This is a genomic window from Streptomyces sp. NPDC111606 (assembly GCF_055656945.1).
Genome location: NZ_JBVKBY010000011.1, coordinates 1 through 19313, shown reverse-complemented (window position 1 = coordinate 19313; position 19313 = coordinate 1). Strand labels below are relative to the sequence as shown.

General features: G+C 69.3%; 16 protein-coding genes. 9 read left to right on the top strand and 7 right to left on the bottom strand.

The genetic code is table 11. The annotated features are described in order from the left end of the window. Nucleotides 1–25 precede the first annotated feature (25 nt). The 5 genes from ACZ7M7_RS33025 to eccCa form a co-directional block, all read right to left on the bottom strand. Nucleotides 26–1345: an SUKH-4 family immunity protein gene (locus ACZ7M7_RS33025; RefSeq protein ID WP_472123358.1), complete on the bottom strand. Its 1320-nt coding sequence runs from the start codon at nucleotides 1343–1345 to the stop codon at nucleotides 26–28. Between the two features lie 35 nt (nucleotides 1346–1380). Further along, a complete protein-coding gene (locus ACZ7M7_RS33020; protein WP_472123355.1) occupies nucleotides 1381–1776 on the bottom strand; it encodes a hypothetical protein in 396 nt (131 codons plus the stop codon). A gap of 87 nt (nucleotides 1777–1863) precedes the next feature. Further along, nucleotides 1864–2181, bottom strand: coding sequence for a DUF397 domain-containing protein (locus ACZ7M7_RS33015; protein WP_383628367.1), 318 nt, complete (start codon nucleotides 2179–2181; stop codon nucleotides 1864–1866). A gap of 84 nt (nucleotides 2182–2265) precedes the next feature. Beyond that, nucleotides 2266–2652 (bottom strand): hypothetical protein, encoded by a 387-nt coding sequence (locus ACZ7M7_RS33010; protein WP_472123352.1) that lies wholly within the window; start codon nucleotides 2650–2652, stop codon nucleotides 2266–2268. 154 nt (nucleotides 2653–2806) lie between these two features. Beyond that, nucleotides 2807–6754, bottom strand: a complete 3948-nt coding sequence (gene eccCa, locus ACZ7M7_RS33005; protein ID WP_383607279.1) for a type VII secretion protein EccCa — start codon at nucleotides 6752–6754, stop codon at nucleotides 2807–2809. Nucleotides 6755–7030: 276 nt separating this feature from the next. On the opposite strand from eccCa, the gene eccD reads away from it, so the two are divergent. The 6 genes from eccD to ACZ7M7_RS32975 all read left to right on the top strand — a co-directional run bounded on the left by eccD (nucleotide 7031) and on the right by ACZ7M7_RS32975 (nucleotide 14138). After that, nucleotides 7031–8488, top strand: coding sequence for a type VII secretion integral membrane protein EccD (gene eccD, locus ACZ7M7_RS33000; RefSeq protein ID WP_383607278.1), 1458 nt, complete (start codon nucleotides 7031–7033; stop codon nucleotides 8486–8488). Between the two features lie 197 nt (nucleotides 8489–8685). Continuing rightward, the gene (rpsO, locus tag ACZ7M7_RS32995; RefSeq protein ID WP_190076129.1) at nucleotides 8686–8973 is read left to right on the top strand and encodes a 30S ribosomal protein S15; all 288 of its coding nucleotides are present in this window, start codon (nucleotides 8686–8688) and stop codon (nucleotides 8971–8973) included. 289 nt (nucleotides 8974–9262) lie between these two features. Further along, entirely contained in the window at nucleotides 9263–11491 is a 2229-nt protein-coding gene (locus tag ACZ7M7_RS32990) for a polyribonucleotide nucleotidyltransferase (RefSeq protein WP_383607277.1), read from the top strand. Beyond that, nucleotides 11488–12867: a M16 family metallopeptidase gene (locus ACZ7M7_RS32985; protein WP_383607276.1), complete on the top strand. Its 1380-nt coding sequence runs from the start codon at nucleotides 11488–11490 to the stop codon at nucleotides 12865–12867. Before ACZ7M7_RS32990 ends, ACZ7M7_RS32985 begins: the two co-directional genes overlap by 4 nt. Before the next feature lie 56 nt (nucleotides 12868–12923). Then, on the top strand, nucleotides 12924–13676 hold the full coding sequence (dapB, locus tag ACZ7M7_RS32980; protein ID WP_383607275.1) for a 4-hydroxy-tetrahydrodipicolinate reductase: 753 nt from the start codon (nucleotides 12924–12926) through the stop codon (nucleotides 13674–13676). 9 nt (nucleotides 13677–13685) lie between these two features. Beyond that, nucleotides 13686–14138 carry a tetratricopeptide repeat protein gene (locus ACZ7M7_RS32975; protein WP_328878821.1) on the top strand — a complete coding sequence of 151 codons (453 nt, stop codon included), beginning with the start codon at nucleotides 13686–13688 and terminating at the stop codon, nucleotides 14136–14138. Between the two features lie 84 nt (nucleotides 14139–14222). Here ACZ7M7_RS32975 and ACZ7M7_RS32970 read toward each other — a convergent pair whose 3' ends face one another. Together ACZ7M7_RS32970 and ACZ7M7_RS32965 are read right to left on the bottom strand one after the other, a co-directional pair. Continuing rightward, complete coding sequence (locus tag ACZ7M7_RS32970) at nucleotides 14223–14777, bottom strand: PH domain-containing protein (RefSeq protein ID WP_383607274.1); 555 nt, start codon at nucleotides 14775–14777, stop codon at nucleotides 14223–14225. Nucleotides 14778–14867: 90 nt separating this feature from the next. Further along, the gene (locus tag ACZ7M7_RS32965; RefSeq protein WP_383607273.1) at nucleotides 14868–15104 is read right to left on the bottom strand and encodes a hypothetical protein; all 237 of its coding nucleotides are present in this window, start codon (nucleotides 15102–15104) and stop codon (nucleotides 14868–14870) included. 175 nt (nucleotides 15105–15279) lie between these two features. Between ACZ7M7_RS32965 and thyX the strand changes: the two genes are divergently transcribed. The 3 genes from thyX to ACZ7M7_RS32950 all read left to right on the top strand — a co-directional run bounded on the left by thyX (nucleotide 15280) and on the right by ACZ7M7_RS32950 (nucleotide 18974). Then, complete coding sequence (gene thyX, locus ACZ7M7_RS32960; RefSeq protein WP_383607272.1) at nucleotides 15280–16020, top strand: FAD-dependent thymidylate synthase; 741 nt, start codon at nucleotides 15280–15282, stop codon at nucleotides 16018–16020. A 213-nt stretch (nucleotides 16021–16233) separates the two neighbouring features. Beyond that, nucleotides 16234–17133: a 4-hydroxy-tetrahydrodipicolinate synthase gene (gene dapA, locus ACZ7M7_RS32955; protein WP_383607271.1), complete on the top strand. Its 900-nt coding sequence runs from the start codon at nucleotides 16234–16236 to the stop codon at nucleotides 17131–17133. Nucleotides 17134–17288: 155 nt separating this feature from the next. After that, a complete protein-coding gene (locus ACZ7M7_RS32950) occupies nucleotides 17289–18974 on the top strand; it encodes a ribonuclease J (RefSeq protein ID WP_383607270.1) in 1686 nt (561 codons plus the stop codon). Nucleotides 18975–19313: the final 339 nt, after the last annotated feature.

Here is a 19313-nt window from a genome sequence, read left to right as displayed (position 1 = left end):
CTCCTTGCTGCCTCGGCTGTCCCGGTCAGAACAACCCGTGCCACATCTGCTCGACGACCAGCGACCACCAGGTGTCCGCGTTGCCCAACGCGGACGCGTCCACGGCGACCAACTGCTCCTGCAGCGAAGCCACTTCCGCACCGGCCGCGACCGGGTCAAGGCCCTGCAGCCGCTGTCGTACGGTGGCGAGCAGTGCCAGGGAGCGAGCGAACGCAGCGACCGAGACATTGACGTAGCGAGCCTCGGCAGTGACCGGATCCACGGCCCAGAGGGCGCCGCGGCCGTCCGGCTGTCCCGAGCCCGGCAGGACCTGCACGGCGATGACCGCGACCCCGTCGAAGCCGATCCGGACCAGGTGCGCCAGGGCACCGACCTTCTCCTCGCCGGCCGGGCTGCGGCGCTCACGCAGATTCGTGGCGACGTCGGTGAACAGGCCACCGGCCGGAGGGGCGTCGGACCGGTCGGCGGTGAAGAACAGCGGGAGGTCGGCCGGCAGCCCCGCCCACGTGAGAGTCGCCCCGGCAGCCTCGGGCAGCGCGCTGCCGGTGATGTCGTCGGCGTCGAAGCGACGAACGCCGTCCTCGCCGAAGACCTCGACGAGATGACGCCCGAGGGCCACGTCACGCATCGGCTCGGCCGGCGTCACCTGCGCGGGAACCGGCAGGCGGTGCGGCCGGGGCGACGGCTGCCGACCGGCGATCCGATGCATCGTCTCGACCTGCTCGACCAAAGCCTCGATGCCCTCCGCACGTGCCTCGGGACGAGCCCCGTAGGTCTGTGAGCAGGAGAGCTGGGCGTTGCGGAAGGTGTTGAGGAGTTCGGCCGTGTAGCCGCCGGGGAGCAGGCTGGGACGCAGGTCGGTGTGGATGGCCAGGACGTTCTCGGTGGGTACGTTCATCCGCCGCAGCTCCCCCCACGCCTGGTACTCGGCGGGAGGCAGGCCCGGGGCTGAGGTGCGGAAGAGGGTGGTCTCCTCGCCGTTCGACGGGTCCGTGTACGTGAAGACAGCGGTGTTGCCGGGACCCGTGACGGGACGGGCACCGCCTTGGGACGCACCCGCGCCGCCGTGCTTCTGCCGGTACATCTGCACAACTTCGTCGACCGGCACCGACGGCCAGACCGTCAGTTCGCCGGTACGGCGGTCCACGACCCCGCACGCGTTGCCGATGTCGGCAGGCGGCCGCCGCTCCCCGGTCTCCGGGTCACGCTCGGGCTCCGCAGGCGCCGCCCACACGACCCAGCCCAGGTCGAACTCCTGCATCCGGACCTCGCGGCGCGGCTCCGTGGAGCCTTCCGGGTTGAGCCAACGGTCGGCGATGGCGAGCGCCTGCTCCTGGCTGGTCACGGGGAGGCTCCTTCGAAGTCATGGGTTGTGGGTGCCTACGAGGCTATCCCCGCGCCGGTCGCGCGCATACGGAGGGCCTTCGCCCCACGCTCGGTGGCGAGGAGAAGGATGCCGTCGGGGGACAGGTCGGCCGCGGTGAGGGGCGTGTCGGAGATCAGCGCGGCCACGACTGCCTGATCCGCCCGGTCCCAGACCCGCAGGTAGTCGGCGCCGCGGCTCAGGCCCAGCGGGGCGGCGGCACGATCCTCCTCCGACGGGCGAAGAATCTGCTCGGGATCGGCGTCGCCCAGGGAATCAGGCTGTACGAGGCCATGGACGAGCACCGCGGAACCGGCCTCATCGCCGGGGGCACCGACCGGCCGCGCACCGGGTGTCCCCGCGGGTACGACCAGTACGGCGACCGGGGTGGCAGATCCGTCGGGGCGAGGCAAGCTCTCGTAGGACCTTGGCGCCGGGCCGGTCCCGCGGTCGGGCCCGTCCCACACCGCGAACACCGGAGGCGTGCCCCCGAGGCCGACCTACTCCGCCGCCACCCCGCCACTGCGCGGCGCAGCCTCCAGATCGAACTCCCCGTCCCGCGCCCCCAGTACGAACGCCCGCCACTCCGCCTCGGTGTACCGCAGTACGGTGCCGGGATCCAGGGACGACCGCATGGCCACCGCGCCCGCCGGCAGGTACGCGATCTCGACCCGCTCCTCGTGCGCCTCGGTGCCGGGCGCGCACTGCCACTCGACCCCCGAGATGTCGAGGGCGTACAGCTCGTCCCGCTCCCGCTCCTTGCGCGCCTTGACGTCCTCGGACTGAGTCCCGACCTCGTGGTTGCGTGCCTCGGTCATGCCGCTGGGCCTCTTCCTGACGTGCGAACGACGTACGTGGCTCAGCCTACTTGCGTCGGCGGCGCCGCACGTGCCTGTCGCGGATCAGAGGTCCTGGCGCGGCCGCAAGTTGCTGTGCACGACGCCGGTCGGCACCTTCACCTGACCGTCGTACTCGGACGTCGTCCGCTGCCAGAGGGCGTCCTGCTCGGCCTCGTTCTTCTCGTGCGCCACGCCCATCTTGGTGAAGGCGACGCCCATGCCGGCGATGCGCTCCGCCAGGCTGGCCATCGACTCGTACATGCCGTCGCGCAGTCCCTCGTAGACGACGCCGAACTTCTCGCCGATGTCGTCGTCACCCCACGGCGGGGTGTCGCCCTTCTCGAGCGCGGTCAGCCCGGTCTGCAGGGTCGTGACGGCCTTGGCGAAGTCCACGCCGACGCCGAACATGTGAAAGCCCTCGGTCTTGAGGACCTGAGGGTCGGAATCCATGTAGTCCGATGGCACAACTGCCCCCCGTGGCTCGCCTTTTCTGTCGCCACGCCACTCTAACGGGGACACCCGTACGAGACCCAGCCCTCACGTCGGCAACGGGGAGGGGCGGCACCCACATGGGTACCGCCCCTCCCGCTCGACCGACCGTCCCTCAGAACCGGTTCGGCACCCAACCCGTCTGAATCAGCTGCCCACCCCGGCGCCGCGTGTGGAAGTGCCCACGCCCGGGCGGCAGTTGCGTCGCGGTGATGTTGCCGAGCAGCGCACCCTCCGCCCGGTCGCCGGAGAGCACGACACCCTGGGCGCCGAGCTCGCGCATCCGCTGCATCACCGGCTCGTACAGCGACCGGCTCGCACCGCCCGAGGCGCGCGCGATGATGACGCGCAGGCCGATGTCACGAGCGAACGGCAGGTACTCCAGCAGCGGGGCCAGCGGGTTCACGCCGGTCGCCACCAGGTCGTAGTCGTCGACGATGACGAACGCGTCCGGGCTGTTGTACCAACTGCGGTTGCGCAGCTGCTCGGGCGTGACGTCCGGGCCGGGCATACGGCGGTGCATCGAGCCGGCCAGGCCCTCCAGCGTCTCCGTCAGGGCCGGCGCCGAGGCGCAGTACCGCGACAGGTGCGAGTCGGGCACGCCTTCCAGGTGGGCACGCCGGTAGTCGCCCATGACGATCTTCGCCTTGTCCGGCGAGTAGCGCTCGGTGATCTGCTTGACGAGCAGCCGGAGCATCGCGGACTTACCGGACTCGCTCTCACCGAACACGATGAAGAGCGGGTCCGTCTCGAAGTCGACGAAGACCGGCGACAGCGACGACTCGTCGATGCCGATGGCGACACCGCGGTCCGGGTGCTCGAAGCCCTTGGGCAGCCCGTCCGCCGGCATCATCGTGGGCAGCAGACGTACGGCCGGGGCTTGCTGGCCCTGCCAGTTGTCGTTGATGCCGCGCACGAGGATCGACGTCGCCTCCGACAGGTCCTCCGTCTCCGACGAGCCGTCGACACGGGGCAGGCCCGCCATGAAGTGCAGCTTGTCCGAGGTCAGACCGCGGCCCGGCACGGTGGCCGGGACGTTCTGCGCGACCTTGCGGTCGATCTCGGACTCCGTCGGGTCACCGAGCCGCAGTTCGATGCGGTTCTGCAGCATGTCCTTGAGCGCGGGCCGCACCTCGGTGTAGCGGCTCGCCGTCAGGATCACGTGCACACCGAAGCCGAGGCCGCGCGTGGCGATCTCCGTGACGGTCGCCTCGAGCATCTCGTAGTCGGTCTTGAAGGTCGCCCAGCCGTCGATGACGAGGAAGACGTCGCCCCAGAGCTGGTCCGGCAGCTGGCCCGAGTTGCGGCGCTGCCGGTAGGTCTGGATCGAGTCGACGTTGTTGGTGCGGAAGTACTCCTCACGCGCGTTGAGGATGCCCTCGACCTCGCTGACCGTACGGCGCACCTTCTCGGCGTCGAGACGGTTGGCGACGCCGCCGACGTGCGCCAGCTCCTCCATCGAGATCAGACCGCCACCACCGAAGTCCAGGCAGTAGAACTGCACTTCGGACGGCGTGTGGGTGAGGGCGAACGACGAGATGAGCGAGCGCAGCAGCGTCGACTTGCCGGACTGCGGGCCACCGACGAACAGACCGTGGCCCGCACCGCCCGCGAAGTCCCGGTACAGCACGTCACGGCGCTGCTCGAACGGCTTGTCGACCAGACCGACCGGCACGTTGAGCCGGCCCAGCGCCGTGTAGTCGGGCGCGGTGAGGCCGCGGTCCTGGGTCACGGCGAGCTGCGGGAGCAGCTGCTCCAGCGAGGGCGCCTCGTCGAGCGGGGGCAGCCACACCTGGTGGGCGGGCGGTCCCTGGTTGATCATCCGGCTGACGAGCACGTCCAGCACGGTGTCGGCGAGCGCGTCGTCCACCCGGTTGTCGGGCTCCGGCTCCTCGATCACCGGCTGCGGGGGCAGCGCCACGTGCTCCGCCGAGAACAGCGCGGGCCGCAGCTGCGTGGAGCGGTGCACCCGGGACGGGCCCTCGCCGTGGTACGCCCCCGACACGTACGCCGCCTTGAAGCGGACCATGGTGTCGGTGTCGTACCGCAGATAGCCGGAGCCGGGGATCGACGGCAGGTGGTAGGCGTCCGGGACACCGATCGCCGTACGGGACTCGGCGGCGGAGAAGGTCCGCAGACCGATTCGGTACGACAGGTAGGTGTCCAGGCCGCGCAGCTTGCCCTCTTCCAGGCGCTGCGAGGCCAGCAGCAGGTGCACACCCAGCGAACGGCCGATACGGCCGATCTGGATGAACATGTCGATGAAGTCCGGCTTGGCCGTGAGGAGTTCGGAGAACTCGTCGAGCACGATGACCAGCGAGGCCATCGGCTCCAGCGCGGCACCCGCCGCCCGGGCCTTCTCGTAGTCGTGCAGGTTGGCGTAGTTGCCGGCCGAGCGCAGCAGCTCCTGACGGCGCTGTGTCTCACCCATGATCGAGTCGCGCATACGGTCGACGAGGGTGAGGTCGTCCGCGAGGTTGGTGATCACGGCCGCGGTGTGCGGCATGTCAGCCATACCGGCGAAGGTGGCGCCACCCTTGAAGTCCGCGAGGATGAAGTTCAGCGTCTCCGAGGAGTGCGTGACCGCGAGACCGAGCACCAGCGTACGCAGCACCTCGGACTTGCCGGAGCCGGTCGCGCCGACGCACAGGCCGTGCGGGCCCATGCCCTCCTGCGAGGCCTCCTTGAGGTCCAGCATGACCGGCTCGCCGTTCTCGCCGACACCGATCGGCACGCGCAGCCGCTCGTGCAGCGTGCGGGGCCGCCAGGTGCGGGAGACGTCCACGGTGCCCGCGTCGCCGATGCCCATGAGGTCCGTGAAGTCCAGGTTGGACAGCAGCGGTTCGCCCTCCTCCGCGGAACCGACCCGGAAGGGGGCCAGCTGCCGCGACAGGGACTCGGCCTGCGCCGGGTTGAGCAGGTCGGGCTTGCCGGTGTACGCGGACTCGTGGCCGACGAACAGCCGCATCCGGTCCGGCTTCACATAGATCGTCAGACCGGCGCGCAGGTCCTCCTCCAGCTCGCCGGGCGCGATCTCCAGGAAGGTGACGCCCTGGAGGCCCTCACTGCTGGCGAGTTCGGAGTCCGGCGGCACGGTGCCGCCGTCGAGCACCACGATCAGGTGCGGCTGGTCGTAGACCGGGGTCGCCTCACGGTTCCAGCGGGGCCTGTCGTCCAGCTGATCCGCGAGCGCCTCCTCCAGCTCACCGAGGTCGTCGAAGAGGAGCCGGGACGAGCCCGCCCCGTCCTTGCTCTTCGGGTGCTGGCTGTGCGGCAGCCACTTGATCCAGTCCCAGTCCGCCGTCGAGGAGGGATGCGCCACCACGGCGATCATCAGGTCCTCGGGCGAGTGCAGCGTCGCCAGCTGGGACAGGGACGCACGGGCGTTGCCGTAGACCGTGTCCGTCTCACCGCAGACCGTCACGTGGTAGAAGGCGCGCAGTGAGATGGCGACCGGCAGGTCGGAGAGACTGCCGTGCGCGTCGAGGAAGGCCTTCATGGCCGCCGCGGTCAGCGGCTCCAGCTCCTCCTTGGGCGCCGTCTCCGGCGCCACGAGCGGGGTGTTCAGCTGCTGGATGCCGCGACCGATCCGTACGGAGGCGAAGTCCGCGTCCGTCGGGCGCCGCTCCCACAGCCGCTTGCTGTCCGCCGCGACCGCCCACAGCTGCTCCGGGTCGGGGTGCTGGAAGAGCTGGCTCTGCCGCTGCAGATCAGCGGTCTTGTGTACGTCCTTGCGGACCTGCTCCAGGTAGCGGAAGTAGTCACGCCGGTCCTGAGCCATCCCCGCGCCGCCGCCCTGCTGACGGGACTTGGCGAACTGGGCGATGGCCATGGCCAGCGTCGAGGCGAGCATCAGCCCGCCGACGACCCTCATGTACGAGGGGAGACCCGGCATGAAGAAGAAGCCGACCGAACCCACCATGCCCATCATGGGCAGCAGGTTCATCAGCATGCTCTCGTCGCCCTCGCGAGGGATCTCAGGAGGCGTCTCGAGTTTGACCTCGCCCTCCGGGACGGCCGGGGGCACTATCCGCGGTGGTCGTTTGATGATGACGACGCTCACCGAATGCACTCATCCTTCGCGATTGATCGTGATACGTCCTGGCACCGACGCCCCCGTGTACCGCGACGTGTTCTCGTTCGCGTAGGCGTCGTTCGCGTAGACAGCGATCCTACTGATGCGCCACGTGCCCGAGGGAGGGAGGCGGATGGAGATGCGGCGCAGGTCCTGGGAGGAATGGGGGAGGTAGGTCCTTTCCCGGGTACCGCAACGGATATGGTGGCGCTCCGTGTCGTACGAGCGGCGCGAGGAAGCCTTGTCTAGCAGGGGGAACACCAGGTGAGCACGGGGACTTCGACAGGTTTCTGCCGAATCACCATCGCAGCGCCGGACAGCCGTGTAGATGTCGCGCTGCCGGAGGACCTGCCGATCCAGGACCTCTTTCCTGAGATCATCAGGCTCTCGGGCCTGGTTCAGTCGGACACCAGTCCTTCCGGTTACCACCTTGTGACCCGAGAGGGTCAAGTGCTCGACGCGAGCCGTTCGTTGCTCGAGCACCGGGTCAGGGACGGTGAGGTGCTGCTGCTGCGGACCTTCGCCGACTCGCTGCCGCCGGCCGTGCACGACGACGTGGTGGACGCGATCGCCGCCGCGGTCAAGCAGGACCTGCGCAGCTGGAACGACAACCTGATGCGGCTCGCCGGCCTCGTCGCCGGATCGCTGCTGCTGGTCATGCTCGGCTTCGTCTTCTGGTTCGCGGACCCGATCCGGCACGACATGCACGGCCTGCAGGGCATCCTCGCCGGCGTGACCGCGCTCGCCCTGACGGCGCTCGCCGGCGTGCGGGCCCGGGTCTACGAGGACCGCGGCTCCGCCGTCGCGCTCGGCATCTCGGCGCTGCCGCACGCGCTCATCGCGGGCTCCGGCGTCATTCCCCAGGACGCGGGCGAGGGCCCCGGAAGGCTCCAGTTCCTTGTCGGCTGTGTCGCCGTCCTGCTGCTCTCCGTCGTACTGATCATGCTGCTGCCGCAGGGCGACGCCCCGTTCGTGGCCGCCGCGCTCGCCTCCGCGATCGGCACGCTCGCCGTGTTCTGCGGTGTCCTCACCGAGGCCCAGCCGCGGGAGATCGCCGCCGGCACCTCGGTCGTCGCCCTGGCGGTCGTCGGCTTCCTGCCCGGCTGGTCCGCCCGCTTCGCCAAGCTGCCGATCGGCTTCCGCAACCCCGAGGACCTGGCCCGGGCCCGTCGTGAGGGCCACGAGGGCGACCTCGAGGCGGTCGACGTCCAGCGCATCGTCGCCCAGACCAGCCGTGGCCACGAACTGCTGCTCGGCCTGGTCGGCGGCTGCGCCGCGGTCATCATCGGCGCGGGCGGCGCGGTGCTCGGCTTCAGCGACAGCGGCTGGGCCCAGCTGCTGGCCCTGTGCGCCGGTCTCGCCGCGATGCTGCGGGCCCGTCTCTTCCGCTACACCGCCCAGGTCACCTGCCTCTTCGTGGCCGGTGTCGTCACGCTCGGCCTGCTGGTCCTCGGCCTCGCGATCTCGCCGCCTGCCGACGTCGTCATGGAGCTGCTCCAGGGCAACTCCGGCCCGGTCGACGTCCGCACCCTGTGGCTCGGCGCCTCCGTCGGCGCCGGTGTGCTGCTGCTGATCGCGATCGCCCTGATCGTGCCGCAGAAGGGGCTCTCCCCCTTCTGGGGCCGCATGCTGGACCTCGCCGACTCGCTCGTGCTGCTCTCCCTGATCCCGATCTGCCTGGCCGTCCTCGACGTCTACGGCAGGGTCCGCGGCGGCGTCTGACCGCGGCGGGGCCCCGGATACCGCCTGTCAAGAGCGTGCCCGGGTGCTGGTACGCTGTGTGACGGCCGTTTGTGTACGCGCCTCCGGGGCCACCTGGAGGACGCGCCCAGCGGATCCCCGCCTCCCGAGTCACGGAAGCTCCCCTGAGAAGTGGACCAGGGGCACTCGGTGGCAATCAGAGACTACGAGGAGTACACGTGTCGCTCGACACCGCCACGAAGAAGCAGATCATCGCCGAGTTCGGTACCAAGGAGGGCGACACCGGCTCCCCCGAGGTCCAGGTCGCCATGCTCTCGCGTCGCATCTCGGACCTGACCGAGCACCTCAAGACCCACAAGCACGACCACCACTCGCGCCGTGGCCTGCTGATCCTCGTCGGTCAGCGCCGCCGCCTTCTCCAGTACCTGGCGAAGAAGGACATCCAGCGCTTCCGTACGCTGGTCGACCGCCTCGGCATCCGCCGCGGTGCGGCGGGCGCCAAGTAAGACGCCGTGAAGGGAGCGGTTCCCACTCTTAGGGGGCCGCTCCCTTTGCTGTACGTGCGGAGTGTCACCGCCCCTTTGTAGTGTGGTAGCACAACGCAACACCACGAGGAGAAGTGCGCCTCCCCGCCGCCGGTCCTCGGTAGTGGCCCCCGGGCAATGCGAACCCGGGTGCTTCGATCGAAGACCGGCCCGCACCAGATGGAGCGCTTCTCCGCGCACGTCCCCCCGCCACACGGGCGGATCGGGACAAAAGACGTAACGCAGACGAAAAGTAACGGAGAAAACGCTAGTGGAGAACGAGACCCACTACGCCGAGGCCGTCATCGACAACGGCTCCTTCGGCACCCGCACCATCCGCTTCGAGACGGGCCGCCTGGCCAAGCAGGCCGCCGGTTCCGCCGTGGCGTACCTGGACGACGACACCATGGTGCTGTCGGCCACCACCGCCTCCAAGAACCCCAAGGACCAGCTCGACTTCTTCCCCCTGACGGTGGACGTCGAGGAGCGGATGTACGCCGCCGGCAAGATCCCCGGCAGCTTCTTCCGCCGTGAGGGCCGCCCCTCCGAGGACGCCATCCTCACCTGCCGCCTCATCGACCGCCCGCTGCGCCCGTCCTTCAAGAAGGGCCTTCGCAACGAGATCCAGGTCGTCGCCACGATCATGGCGCTCAACCCCGACCACCTGTACGACGTCGTGGCGATCAACGCCGCGTCCGCGTCCACGCAGCTGGCCGGTCTGCCCTTCTCCGGCCCGATCGGCGGCGTCCGCGTCGCGCTGATCCGCGGCCAGTGGGTGGCGTTCCCGACGCACAGCGAGCTCGAGGACGCCGTCTTCGACATGGTCGTCGCGGGCCGCACCCTGGAGGACGGCGACGTCGCGATCATGATGGTCGAGGCCGAGGCCACCGAGGGGACCATCAAGCTGGTCCAGGGTGGCGCCGAGGCCCCGACCGAGGAGGTCGTCGCCGCCGGTCTGGACGCCGCGAAGCCCTTCATCAAGGTGCTCTGCAAGGCCCAGGCCGACCTCGCCGCGAAGGCCGCCAAGCCGACCGGCGAGTTCCCGATCTTCCTCGACTACCAGGACGACGTCCTGGAGGCGCTCTCCGCCGCCGTCCGCCCGGAGCTCGCCTCCGCGCTGACCATCGCCGGCAAGCAGGAGCGCGAGTCCGAGCTGGACCGCGTCAAGGCGCTCGCCGCCGAGAAGCTCCTGCCGGAGTTCGAGGGCCGCGAGAAGGAGATCTCCGCCGCGTACCGCTCGCTCACCAAGCAGCTGGTCCGCGAGCGCGTGATCAAGGAGAAGAAGCGCATCGACGGCCGCGGTGTCACCGACATCCGCACCCTGGCCGCCGAGGTCGAGGCCATCCCGCGCGTGCACGGCTCCGCCGTGTTCGAGCGTGGCGAGACCCAGATCCTGGGCGTCACCACGCTGAACATGCTCCGTATGGAGCAGCAGCTGGACACGCTGTCGCCGGTGACGCGCAAGCGCTACATGCACAACTACAACTTCCCGCCGTACTCCACCGGTGAGACCGGCCGCGTCGGCTCCCCGAAGCGCCGCGAGATCGGCCACGGTGCGCTCGCCGAGCGCGCCCTCGTGCCGGTCCTGCCGACGCGCGAGGAGTTCCCCTACGCGATCCGCCAGGTCTCCGAGGCGCTGAGCTCCAACGGCTCGACGTCCATGGGCTCGGTCTGCGCCTCCACCATGTCCCTGCTGAACGCCGGTGTGCCTCTGAAGGCCCCCGTCGCCGGTATCGCCATGGGCCTGATCTCCCAGGAGATCGAGGGCGAGACGCACTACGTCACCCTCACCGACATCCTCGGTGCGGAGGACGCCTTCGGCGACATGGACTTCAAGGTCGCCGGCACCAAGGAGTTCGTGACCGCCCTCCAGCTCGACACCAAGCTGGACGGCATCCCGGCCTCCGTCCTGGCCGCCGCCCTGAAGCAGGCCCGTGACGCCCGCCTCCACATCCTCGACGTGATGATGGAAGCGATCGACACGCCGGACGAGATGTCCCCGAACGCGCCGCGGATCATCACGGTGAAGATCCCGGTCGACAAGATCGGCGAGGTCATCGGCCCCAAGGGCAAGATGATCAACCAGATCCAGGAGGACACCGGCGCCGACATCACGATCGAGGACGACGGCACGATCTACATCGGCGCGGTCGACGGCCCCTCCGCCGAGGCCGCCCGCACCACGATCAACGGCATCGCCAACCCGACGATGCCCGAGGTCGGCGAGCGCTACCTGGGCACGGTCGTGAAGACGACCACCTTCGGCGCGTTCGTGTCGCTGCTCCCGGGCAAGGACGGTCTGCTGCACATCTCGCAGATCCGCAAGCTGGCCGGCGGCAAGCGCGTGGAGAACGTCGAAGACGTGCTCGGCGTGGGCGCCAAGGTCCAGGTCGAGATCGCCGAGATCGACTCCCGCGGCAAGCTCTCCCTCATCCCCGTGATCGAGGGCGAGGAAGGGGCCGAGGCCTCCGAGGACAAGAAGGACGACTCCGACAAGTGACGTCGAGTAGCTCCACGGCGACGGCCCGCACCTCCTCGGAGGCGCGGGCCGTCGCCCGTACCCAAACCATGATCAAGGGCGAGAACGGCATCGGCACCGTCCGCAAGACCACCCTCCCGGGCGGCCTGCGCATCGTCACCGAGACCCTGCCCTCGGTCCGCTCCGCCACCTTCGGCATCTGGGCGCACGTCGGCTCCCGCGACGAGACGCCGGCCCTGAACGGCGCCACGCACTATCTGGAGCACCTGCTCTTCAAGGGCACCACCCGCAGGTCCGCCCTGGACATCTCATCCGCGCTCGACGCCGTCGGCGGCGAGATGAACGCGTTCACGGCGAAGGAGTACACGTGCTACTACGCGCGCGTGCTCGACACCGACCTGCCGCTCGCCATAGACGTCGTCTGCGACATGCTGACGGGCTCCCTCATCCTCGAAGAGGACGTCAACGTCGAGCGGGGCGCGATCCTCGAAGAGATCGCCATGACCGAGGACGACCCGGGCGACTGTGTGCACGACCTGTTCGCGCACACGATGTTCGGCGACAACCCCCTCGGCCGCCCGGTCCTCGGCACGGTCGACACCGTCAACGCCCTCACCGCCGACCGCATCCGCCGCTTCTACAAGAAGCACTACGACCCCACCCACCTGGTCGTGGCGGCCGCGGGCAACATCGACCACAACAAGGTCGTACGACAGGTCCGCGCGGCCTTCGAGAAGGCCGGCGCCTTCAAGAACGGTGACGCCGCGCCCATCGGCCCGCGCGACGGACGGCGCACCATCCGCGCCGCGGGCCGGGTCGAACTGATCGGCCGCAAGACCGAGCAGGCCCATGTCGTCCTCGGCATGCCCGGCCTGTCCCGCACGGACGACCGCCGCTGGGCGCTGGGCGTCCTGAACACGGCCCTCGGCGGCGGCATGTCGTCCCGCCTGTTCCAGGAGGTCCGCGAGAAGCGCGGCCTGGCCTACAGCGTGTACTCGTACACCTCGGGCTTCGCCGACTGCGGGCTGTTCGGCGTGTACGCGGGCTGCAGGCCCTCGCAGGTCCACGACGTGCTGAAGATCTGCCGCGACGAACTCGACCAGGTTGCCGAACACGGCCTGTCCGACGACGAGATCGACCGCGCCATCGGTCAGCTCCGCGGCTCCACCGTCCTCGGCCTGGAGGACACCGGTGCGCTGATGAACCGCATCGGCAAGAGCGAGCTGTGCTGGGGCGAGCAGATGTCCGTCGACGACATGCTGTCCCGGATCGCGGCCGTGACCCCGGACGACGTCCGCGCGGTCGCCCGCGAGGTCCTCGGACAGCGGCCCTCGCTGTCGGTCATCGGCCCGCTGAAGGACAAGCAGGCGGCCCGTCTGAACGACGCCGTCGCCTGACCCGTCCACTCCCGGAACATCCGACGCGGAACATCCGACGTAAGGAAGCAAGGAAGATGAGCAAGCTGCGCGTGGCGGTCCTCGGTGCCAAGGGCCGCATCGGCTCCGAGGCGGTACGGGCGGTCGAGGCCGCCGAGGACATGGAGCTGGTGGCCGCCCTGAGCCGGGGCGACAAGCTGGAGGCCCTGGCGGAGACCGGCGCCCAGGTCGCCGTCGAACTGACCACGCCGGACTCGGTGATGGACAACCTCGACTACTGCGTACGGCACGGAATCCACGCCGTCGTCGGTACGACGGGCTGGACCGACGAGCGCCTCGCGCAGCTGAAGGCCTGGCTGGCCGAGTCCCCGGAGACCGGCGTGCTCATCGCGCCGAACTTCTCCATCGGGGCCGTCCTGACGATGAAGTTCGCGCAGATCGCCGCGCCCTACTTCGAGTCGGTCGAGGTCGTCGAGCTGCACCACCCGAAGAAGGTCGACGCCCCGAGCGGTACGGCCACGCGCACGGCCCAGCTCATCGCCGAGGCCCGCCGCGCCGCCGGTACCGCCCCCGCGCCGGACGCCACGGAGACGGCCCTCGACGGCGCGCGAGGTGCCAGCGTCGACGGGATCCCGGTGCACGCGGTCCGCCTGCGCGGCCTGCTGGCCCACCAGGAGGTCCTGCTCGGCGGCGAGGGCGAGACCCTGACCGTCCGCCACGACTCCCTCCACCACAGCAGCTTCATGCCGGGCATCCTGCTCGGCTCCCGCCGCGTGGTGACCACTCCGGGCCTGACGTTCGGCCTGGAGCACTTCCTGGACCTGGGCTGAGGCTCCCAGATGCGCGCGAAGATCTCCTACCTCATAACGGCCGCAGTCCTGGTCGTCTACTTCGTCCTGGTCGGCAGCCGTGGCGTGCTGCTCATCCAGTCCGGCACGGTCCTCACCGTCACCTTCGGTGTGGCGGTGCTGATCCTGCCGGTGATCGGCCTGTGGTTCCTGTGGAAGAACACCCAGTTCGTCCGCCGGGCCAACGCGCTGGCCGCCGAACTCGACGCCGAGGGCGCCCTGCCCGTCGACGAACTGAAGCGCACCCCCAGCGGCCGTATCGACCGCGACTCGGCCGACGAGGTCTTCGCCAGGCGCAGGGCCGAGACGGAAGCCGCCCCCAACGACTGGCGCAGCTGGTTCCGCCTGGCCGTCGCCTACCACGACGCCCGTGACACTCCGCGCGCCCGCAAGGCGATGCAACGCGCCATCGCCCTCCACGACGGCAGGACCGTCGAGGCCTGAGCCCTACGACGACCGCTCAGCCGTAAGCCGAAGGGGCCGGCCCGCACTTGCTGCGGACCGGCCCCTTCGGCTTGCTCGGCTCGATCAGCCGTGCGTGTTCTCCGCGGCCCAGGCCTCGACCGCGTCGGTGGCCCGGTCGAACGCCTCGACCCGGGCCAAGAAGTCCGCGTTGTGCGTGGTCATCAGCGTCGGCATGTCATCCGCCGCACGGTCGCGACGTACGAGCGTCAGCGCCTGTCCCTGCACCGTGCGCGGCAGCCCCAGCCAGCGCACCGGCTGCTGCACCGTCCGTACGGCGACGACCTGCTGCCACGGCACCGTACGCGTGGCGAAGAACCTCACCTGGCGCAACCCGCTCGCGCTCACCCACACGCCCATGCGCAGCAGCCTCAGGGCTCCCGCGATGACCGCCAGCGCGATGCCGAAGACGACCGCGGCCTCGGTCACCGTGCCCGTCAGGGCGATGATGACCGCGGCGAACAGGACGTACGAGGCGAGCAGCAGCCACAGTGCGGCCACGCCCACGCGCCACGGCCCGGGCCGGTAGGGGCGCCGCCAGCGGTCGAGGTCGTCGAAGGGCAGGGCGACATCGTCGGCTGTCTCGAATGCGCGGTCGGCCGTCAGGAAGGGCAGGGGCACGGCTGGTCCTCACTCGTTCCATGCATGGGCTGTGCCCGGTGAGGCTATCGACCTGTGTCCCCACTCACCACCCTTGGGGGTCCGATGGAGTCAGCGCCCCTGGGAGGCCTGGGACTGCTGAGTCTGCGCCCCGGTGTCGGTGGACAACGCGGGCGTGCCCACCACCAGCGAGCCGGCGAGCCCGGCGACGATGGTGAGCCCCAGCAGCCATCGCCCGGCCATCTGGCCGACGGACGCCCGCTCACGGGGTGGGGGAGTGACATTGCTGCGGAACCTGTCGGCCTCGGCGAGAAAGGCGAACGGAACGGGCTCACGCCGACGGAACATGGAGGGTGCGTCCCCCTTCGGGATCGAACGAATCACTTTCATCAACACAGACGAGCGAGTGCCCCAAAAGGTGCCCGGTTTCACCGACTTCCTTCGGTCACGACGGCGAACGTCCCGTTTGGTGGGACGTAGAGTGGCGTCGCCAAGAGACGAGATGGGAAGGACCCTCCGAACCGTGACCCCCACCCCCGACGACGATTTCAAGATCGATCTGCGCAGCGACGTCACCGTCGAACTGGTCAAACACAGCGCGGCCGACTCCGACGTGCTGTTCGCGGCCCGGGTGTCGACCGTCGGGGAGCAGTCCCTGGACGAGTTGAACAAGGATCCGGAGCGTTCGAAGGGCCTGATCAACTACCTCATGCGGGACCGGCACGGCAGCCCGTTCGAGCACAACTCCATGACGTTCTTCGTCAGCGCCCCGATCTTCGTCTTCCGCGAGTTCATGCGGCACCGCGTCGGGTGGTCGTACAACGAGGAATCCGGCCGGTACCGGGAGCTGCAGCCGGTGTTCTACGTGCCGGACACCTCGCGCAAGCTCGTGCAGCAGGGCCGCCCGGGCAAGTACGTCTTCGTCGAGGGCACCCCGGAGCAGCACGACTTCGTGCAGCACGCCATGGAGGAGTCGTACCGCGAGGCGTACCGGACCTACCAGGAGATGCTCGCGCAGGGCGTCGCCCGCGAGGTCGCCCGAGCGGTCCTCCCGGTCGGTCTGTTCTCCTCGATGTACGCCACCTGCAACGCCCGCTCCCTGATGCACTTCCTCGGCCTGCGCACCCAGCACGAGCTGGCCAAGGTCCCGTCCTTCCCGCAGCGGGAGATCGAGATGGTCGGCGAGAAGATGGAGGAGGCGTGGGCCGAGCTCATGCCGCTCACCCACGCGGCCTTCAATGCCAACGGCCGCGTGGCGCCGTAAGGCACCGGCGTTCCCCGGACCGGGCACGGCCGCATGGGCCAGCTGCATGAAGTGTCCGTATTGCGGCATTTAGAGAAGTTCATCTAGCCTGATCAAACGGACCCGGCACTGCTTGAACCCCCGAGCAGGCAGTGCCGGGCTCCTTATTTGTCCTGACTTTCCCGCACCCCCCTAGGGCAGACCAGGCCGTGCGCAACGAGTAGCGTGTAACCCATGGCTCCGACCTCCACTCCGCAGACCCCCTTCGGGCGGGTCCTCACCGCCATGATCACGCCCTTCACGGCGGACGGCGCACTTGATCTCGACGGCGCGCAGCGGCTCGCCACGCACCTGGTGGACGCAGGCAACGACGGCCTGATCATCAACGGCACCACCGGCGAGTCGCCCACCACCAGCAATGCGGAGAAATCGGACCTGGTACGAGCCGTCCTGGAGGCCGTCGGCGACCGGGCCCACGTCGTGGCCGGCGTCGGCACCAACGACACCCGCCACAGCCTCGAGCTGGCCCGGGCGGCGGAGAAGGTGGGCGCACACGGCCTCCTGGTCGTCACGCCCTACTACAACAAGCCCCCGCAGGAGGGCCTGTACCGGCACTTCAAGGCCATCGCCGACGTCACCGAGCTGCCGGTCATGCTCTACGACATCCCCGGCCGCAGCGGCGTCCCGATCAGCACCGAGACGATCGTCCGCCTCGCCGAGCACCCGCGGATCGTCGCCAACAAGGACGCCAAGGGCGACCTCGGCCGCGCGAGCTGGGCCATCGCGCGCTCCGGCCTCGCCTGGTACTCCGGCGACGACATGCTGAACCTGCCGCTGCTCTCCGTGGGCGCGGTCGGCTTCGTGTCGGTCGTCGGCCACGTGGTCACCCCCGACCTGCGCGCGCTCGTGGAGGCGTACACCTCGGGCGACGTCCAGAAGGCCACCGAGATCCACCAGAAGCTGCTCCCGGTCTACACCGGCATGTTCCGCACCCAGGGCGTCATGACCACCAAGGCCGCGCTCACCCTCCAGGGCCTGCCCGCGGGGCCGCTGCGCGCACCGATGGCCGAGTGCTCACCCGAGGAGATCGAGCAGCTCAAGATCGATCTTGCCGCAGGCGGGGTACAGCTCTAACACCAGACTTCGCGCTCCGGGCGCGCACAACAGACTCCACAACTGAATACGCGGGCCACCGGTGCCTGCACCCCACAACGACAACTGCTTCTGCACGAACGTCACGCGCGCCACGTGCCCAACCGGTACGTGGCGTGCGTGGTGAGGAGAGTCTTTTGAGTCATCCGCATCCTGAACTCGGCACGCCGCCGCCGCTCCCCGAGGGCGGCCTGCGCGTCACCCCGCTCGGCGGTCTCGGTGAGATCGGCCGAAACATGACGGTCTTCGAATACGGCGGCCGCCTACTGATCGTCGACTGCGGAGTGCTCTTCCCCGAGGAGGAGCAGCCCGGAATCGACCTGATCCTCCCGGACTTCTCGTCCATCCGGGACCGCCTCGACGACATCGAGGGCATCGTCCTCACACACGGCCACGAGGACCACATCGGTGCCGTCCCGTTCCTGCTCCGCGAGAAGCCGGACATCCCGCTGATCGGCTCCAAGCTGACCCTCGCTCTCATCGAGGCGAAGCTTCAGGAGCACCGGATCCGCCCGTACACCCTTGAGGTGAAGGAGGGGAACCGCGAGCGCATCGGCCCCTTCGACTGCGAGTTCGTCGCGGTCAACCACTCCATTCCGGACGCGCTCGCGGTGGCCATCCGCACGCCTGCCGGCATGGTGGTCCACACCGGCGACTTCAAGATGGACCAGCTCCCGCTGGACAACCGTCTGACCGACCTGCACGCATTCGCACGGCTGAGCGAGGAAGGCATCGACCTCCTCCTCTCCGACTCCACGAACGCGGAGGTGCCGGGCTTCGTCCCGCCCGAGCGGGACATCTCCAACGTCCTGCGCCAGGTCTTCGCGAACGCCCGCAAGCGGATCATCGTGGCGAGCTTCGCCAGCCACATCCACCGCATCCAGCAGATCCTGGACGCGGCCCACGAGTACGGCCGCCGGGTCGCCTTCGTCGGCCGCTCGATGGTCCGCAACATGGGCATCGCCAGGGACCTGGGCTACCTGAAGGTCCCCCCGGGCCTGGTGGTGGACATCAAGACGCTGGACGACCTCCCGGACCACGAGGTCGTGCTGGTCTGCACGGGCTCCCAGGGCGAACCGATGGCGGCCCTGTCCCGCATGGCCAACAGGGACCACCAGATCCGGATCGTCCAGGGCGACACGGTGATCCTGGCGTCCTCCCTGATCCCCGGCAACGAGAACGCGGTCTACCGCGTCATCAACGGCCTGACCCGCTGGGGCGCGAACGTCGTCCACAAGGGCAACGCCAAGGTGCACGTCTCGGGCCACGCGTCCGCCGGCGAGCTCCTGTACTTCTACAACATCTGCCGCCCGAAGAACTTGATGCCGGTGCACGGCGAATGGCGCCACCTGCGCGCCAACGCCGAACTGGGAGCCCTGACCGGCGTCCCGCACGACCGCATCGTCATCGCCGAGGACGGCGTCGCCGTCGACCTCATCGAGGGCAAGGCGAAGATCTCCGGCAAGGTCCAGGCCGGGTACGTGTACGTCGACGGCCTCTCTGTCGGCGACGTGGGCGAGCCGGCGCTCAAGGACCGCAAGATCCTGGGCGACGAGGGCATCATCTCCGTGTTCGTGGTGATGGACTCCTCGACCGGCAAGATCACGGGCGGCCCGCACATCCAGGCCCGCGGCTCCGGCATCGAGGACTCCGCCTTCGGTGACGTCATCCCTAAGATCACGGAGACGCTGGAGCGGTCGGCCCAGGACGGCGTGGTCGAACCCCACCAACTGCAGCAGCTCGTGCGCCGGACCCTGGGCAAGTGGGTCTCGGACACCTACCGCCGCAGGCCGATGATCCTCCCTGTCGTCGTGGAGGTCTGACGGTCCGTCGGACGCTGAACCGTGCGAACCCGGAGCGGGGCGCCTCGATTTGCATCGAGGCGCCCCGCTCCAGTACGTTTACGGCTCCGCCCGAACGGGAACCCGGCCACCTCGTGTGCCGGAACCAGTCCCCGGAGGGGGCGGGAATTCCGACTCAGAATCTCTGATAAAGTCGGAGTCGCCGGAAAGGGAAACGCGAGAGCGGGAACCTGGAAAGCACCGAGGAAATCGGATCGAGAAAAGGTCTGATAGAGTCGGAAACGCAAGACCGAAGGGAAGCGCCCGGAGGAAAGCCCGAGAGGGTGAGTACAAAGGAAGCGTCCGTTCCTTGAGAACTCA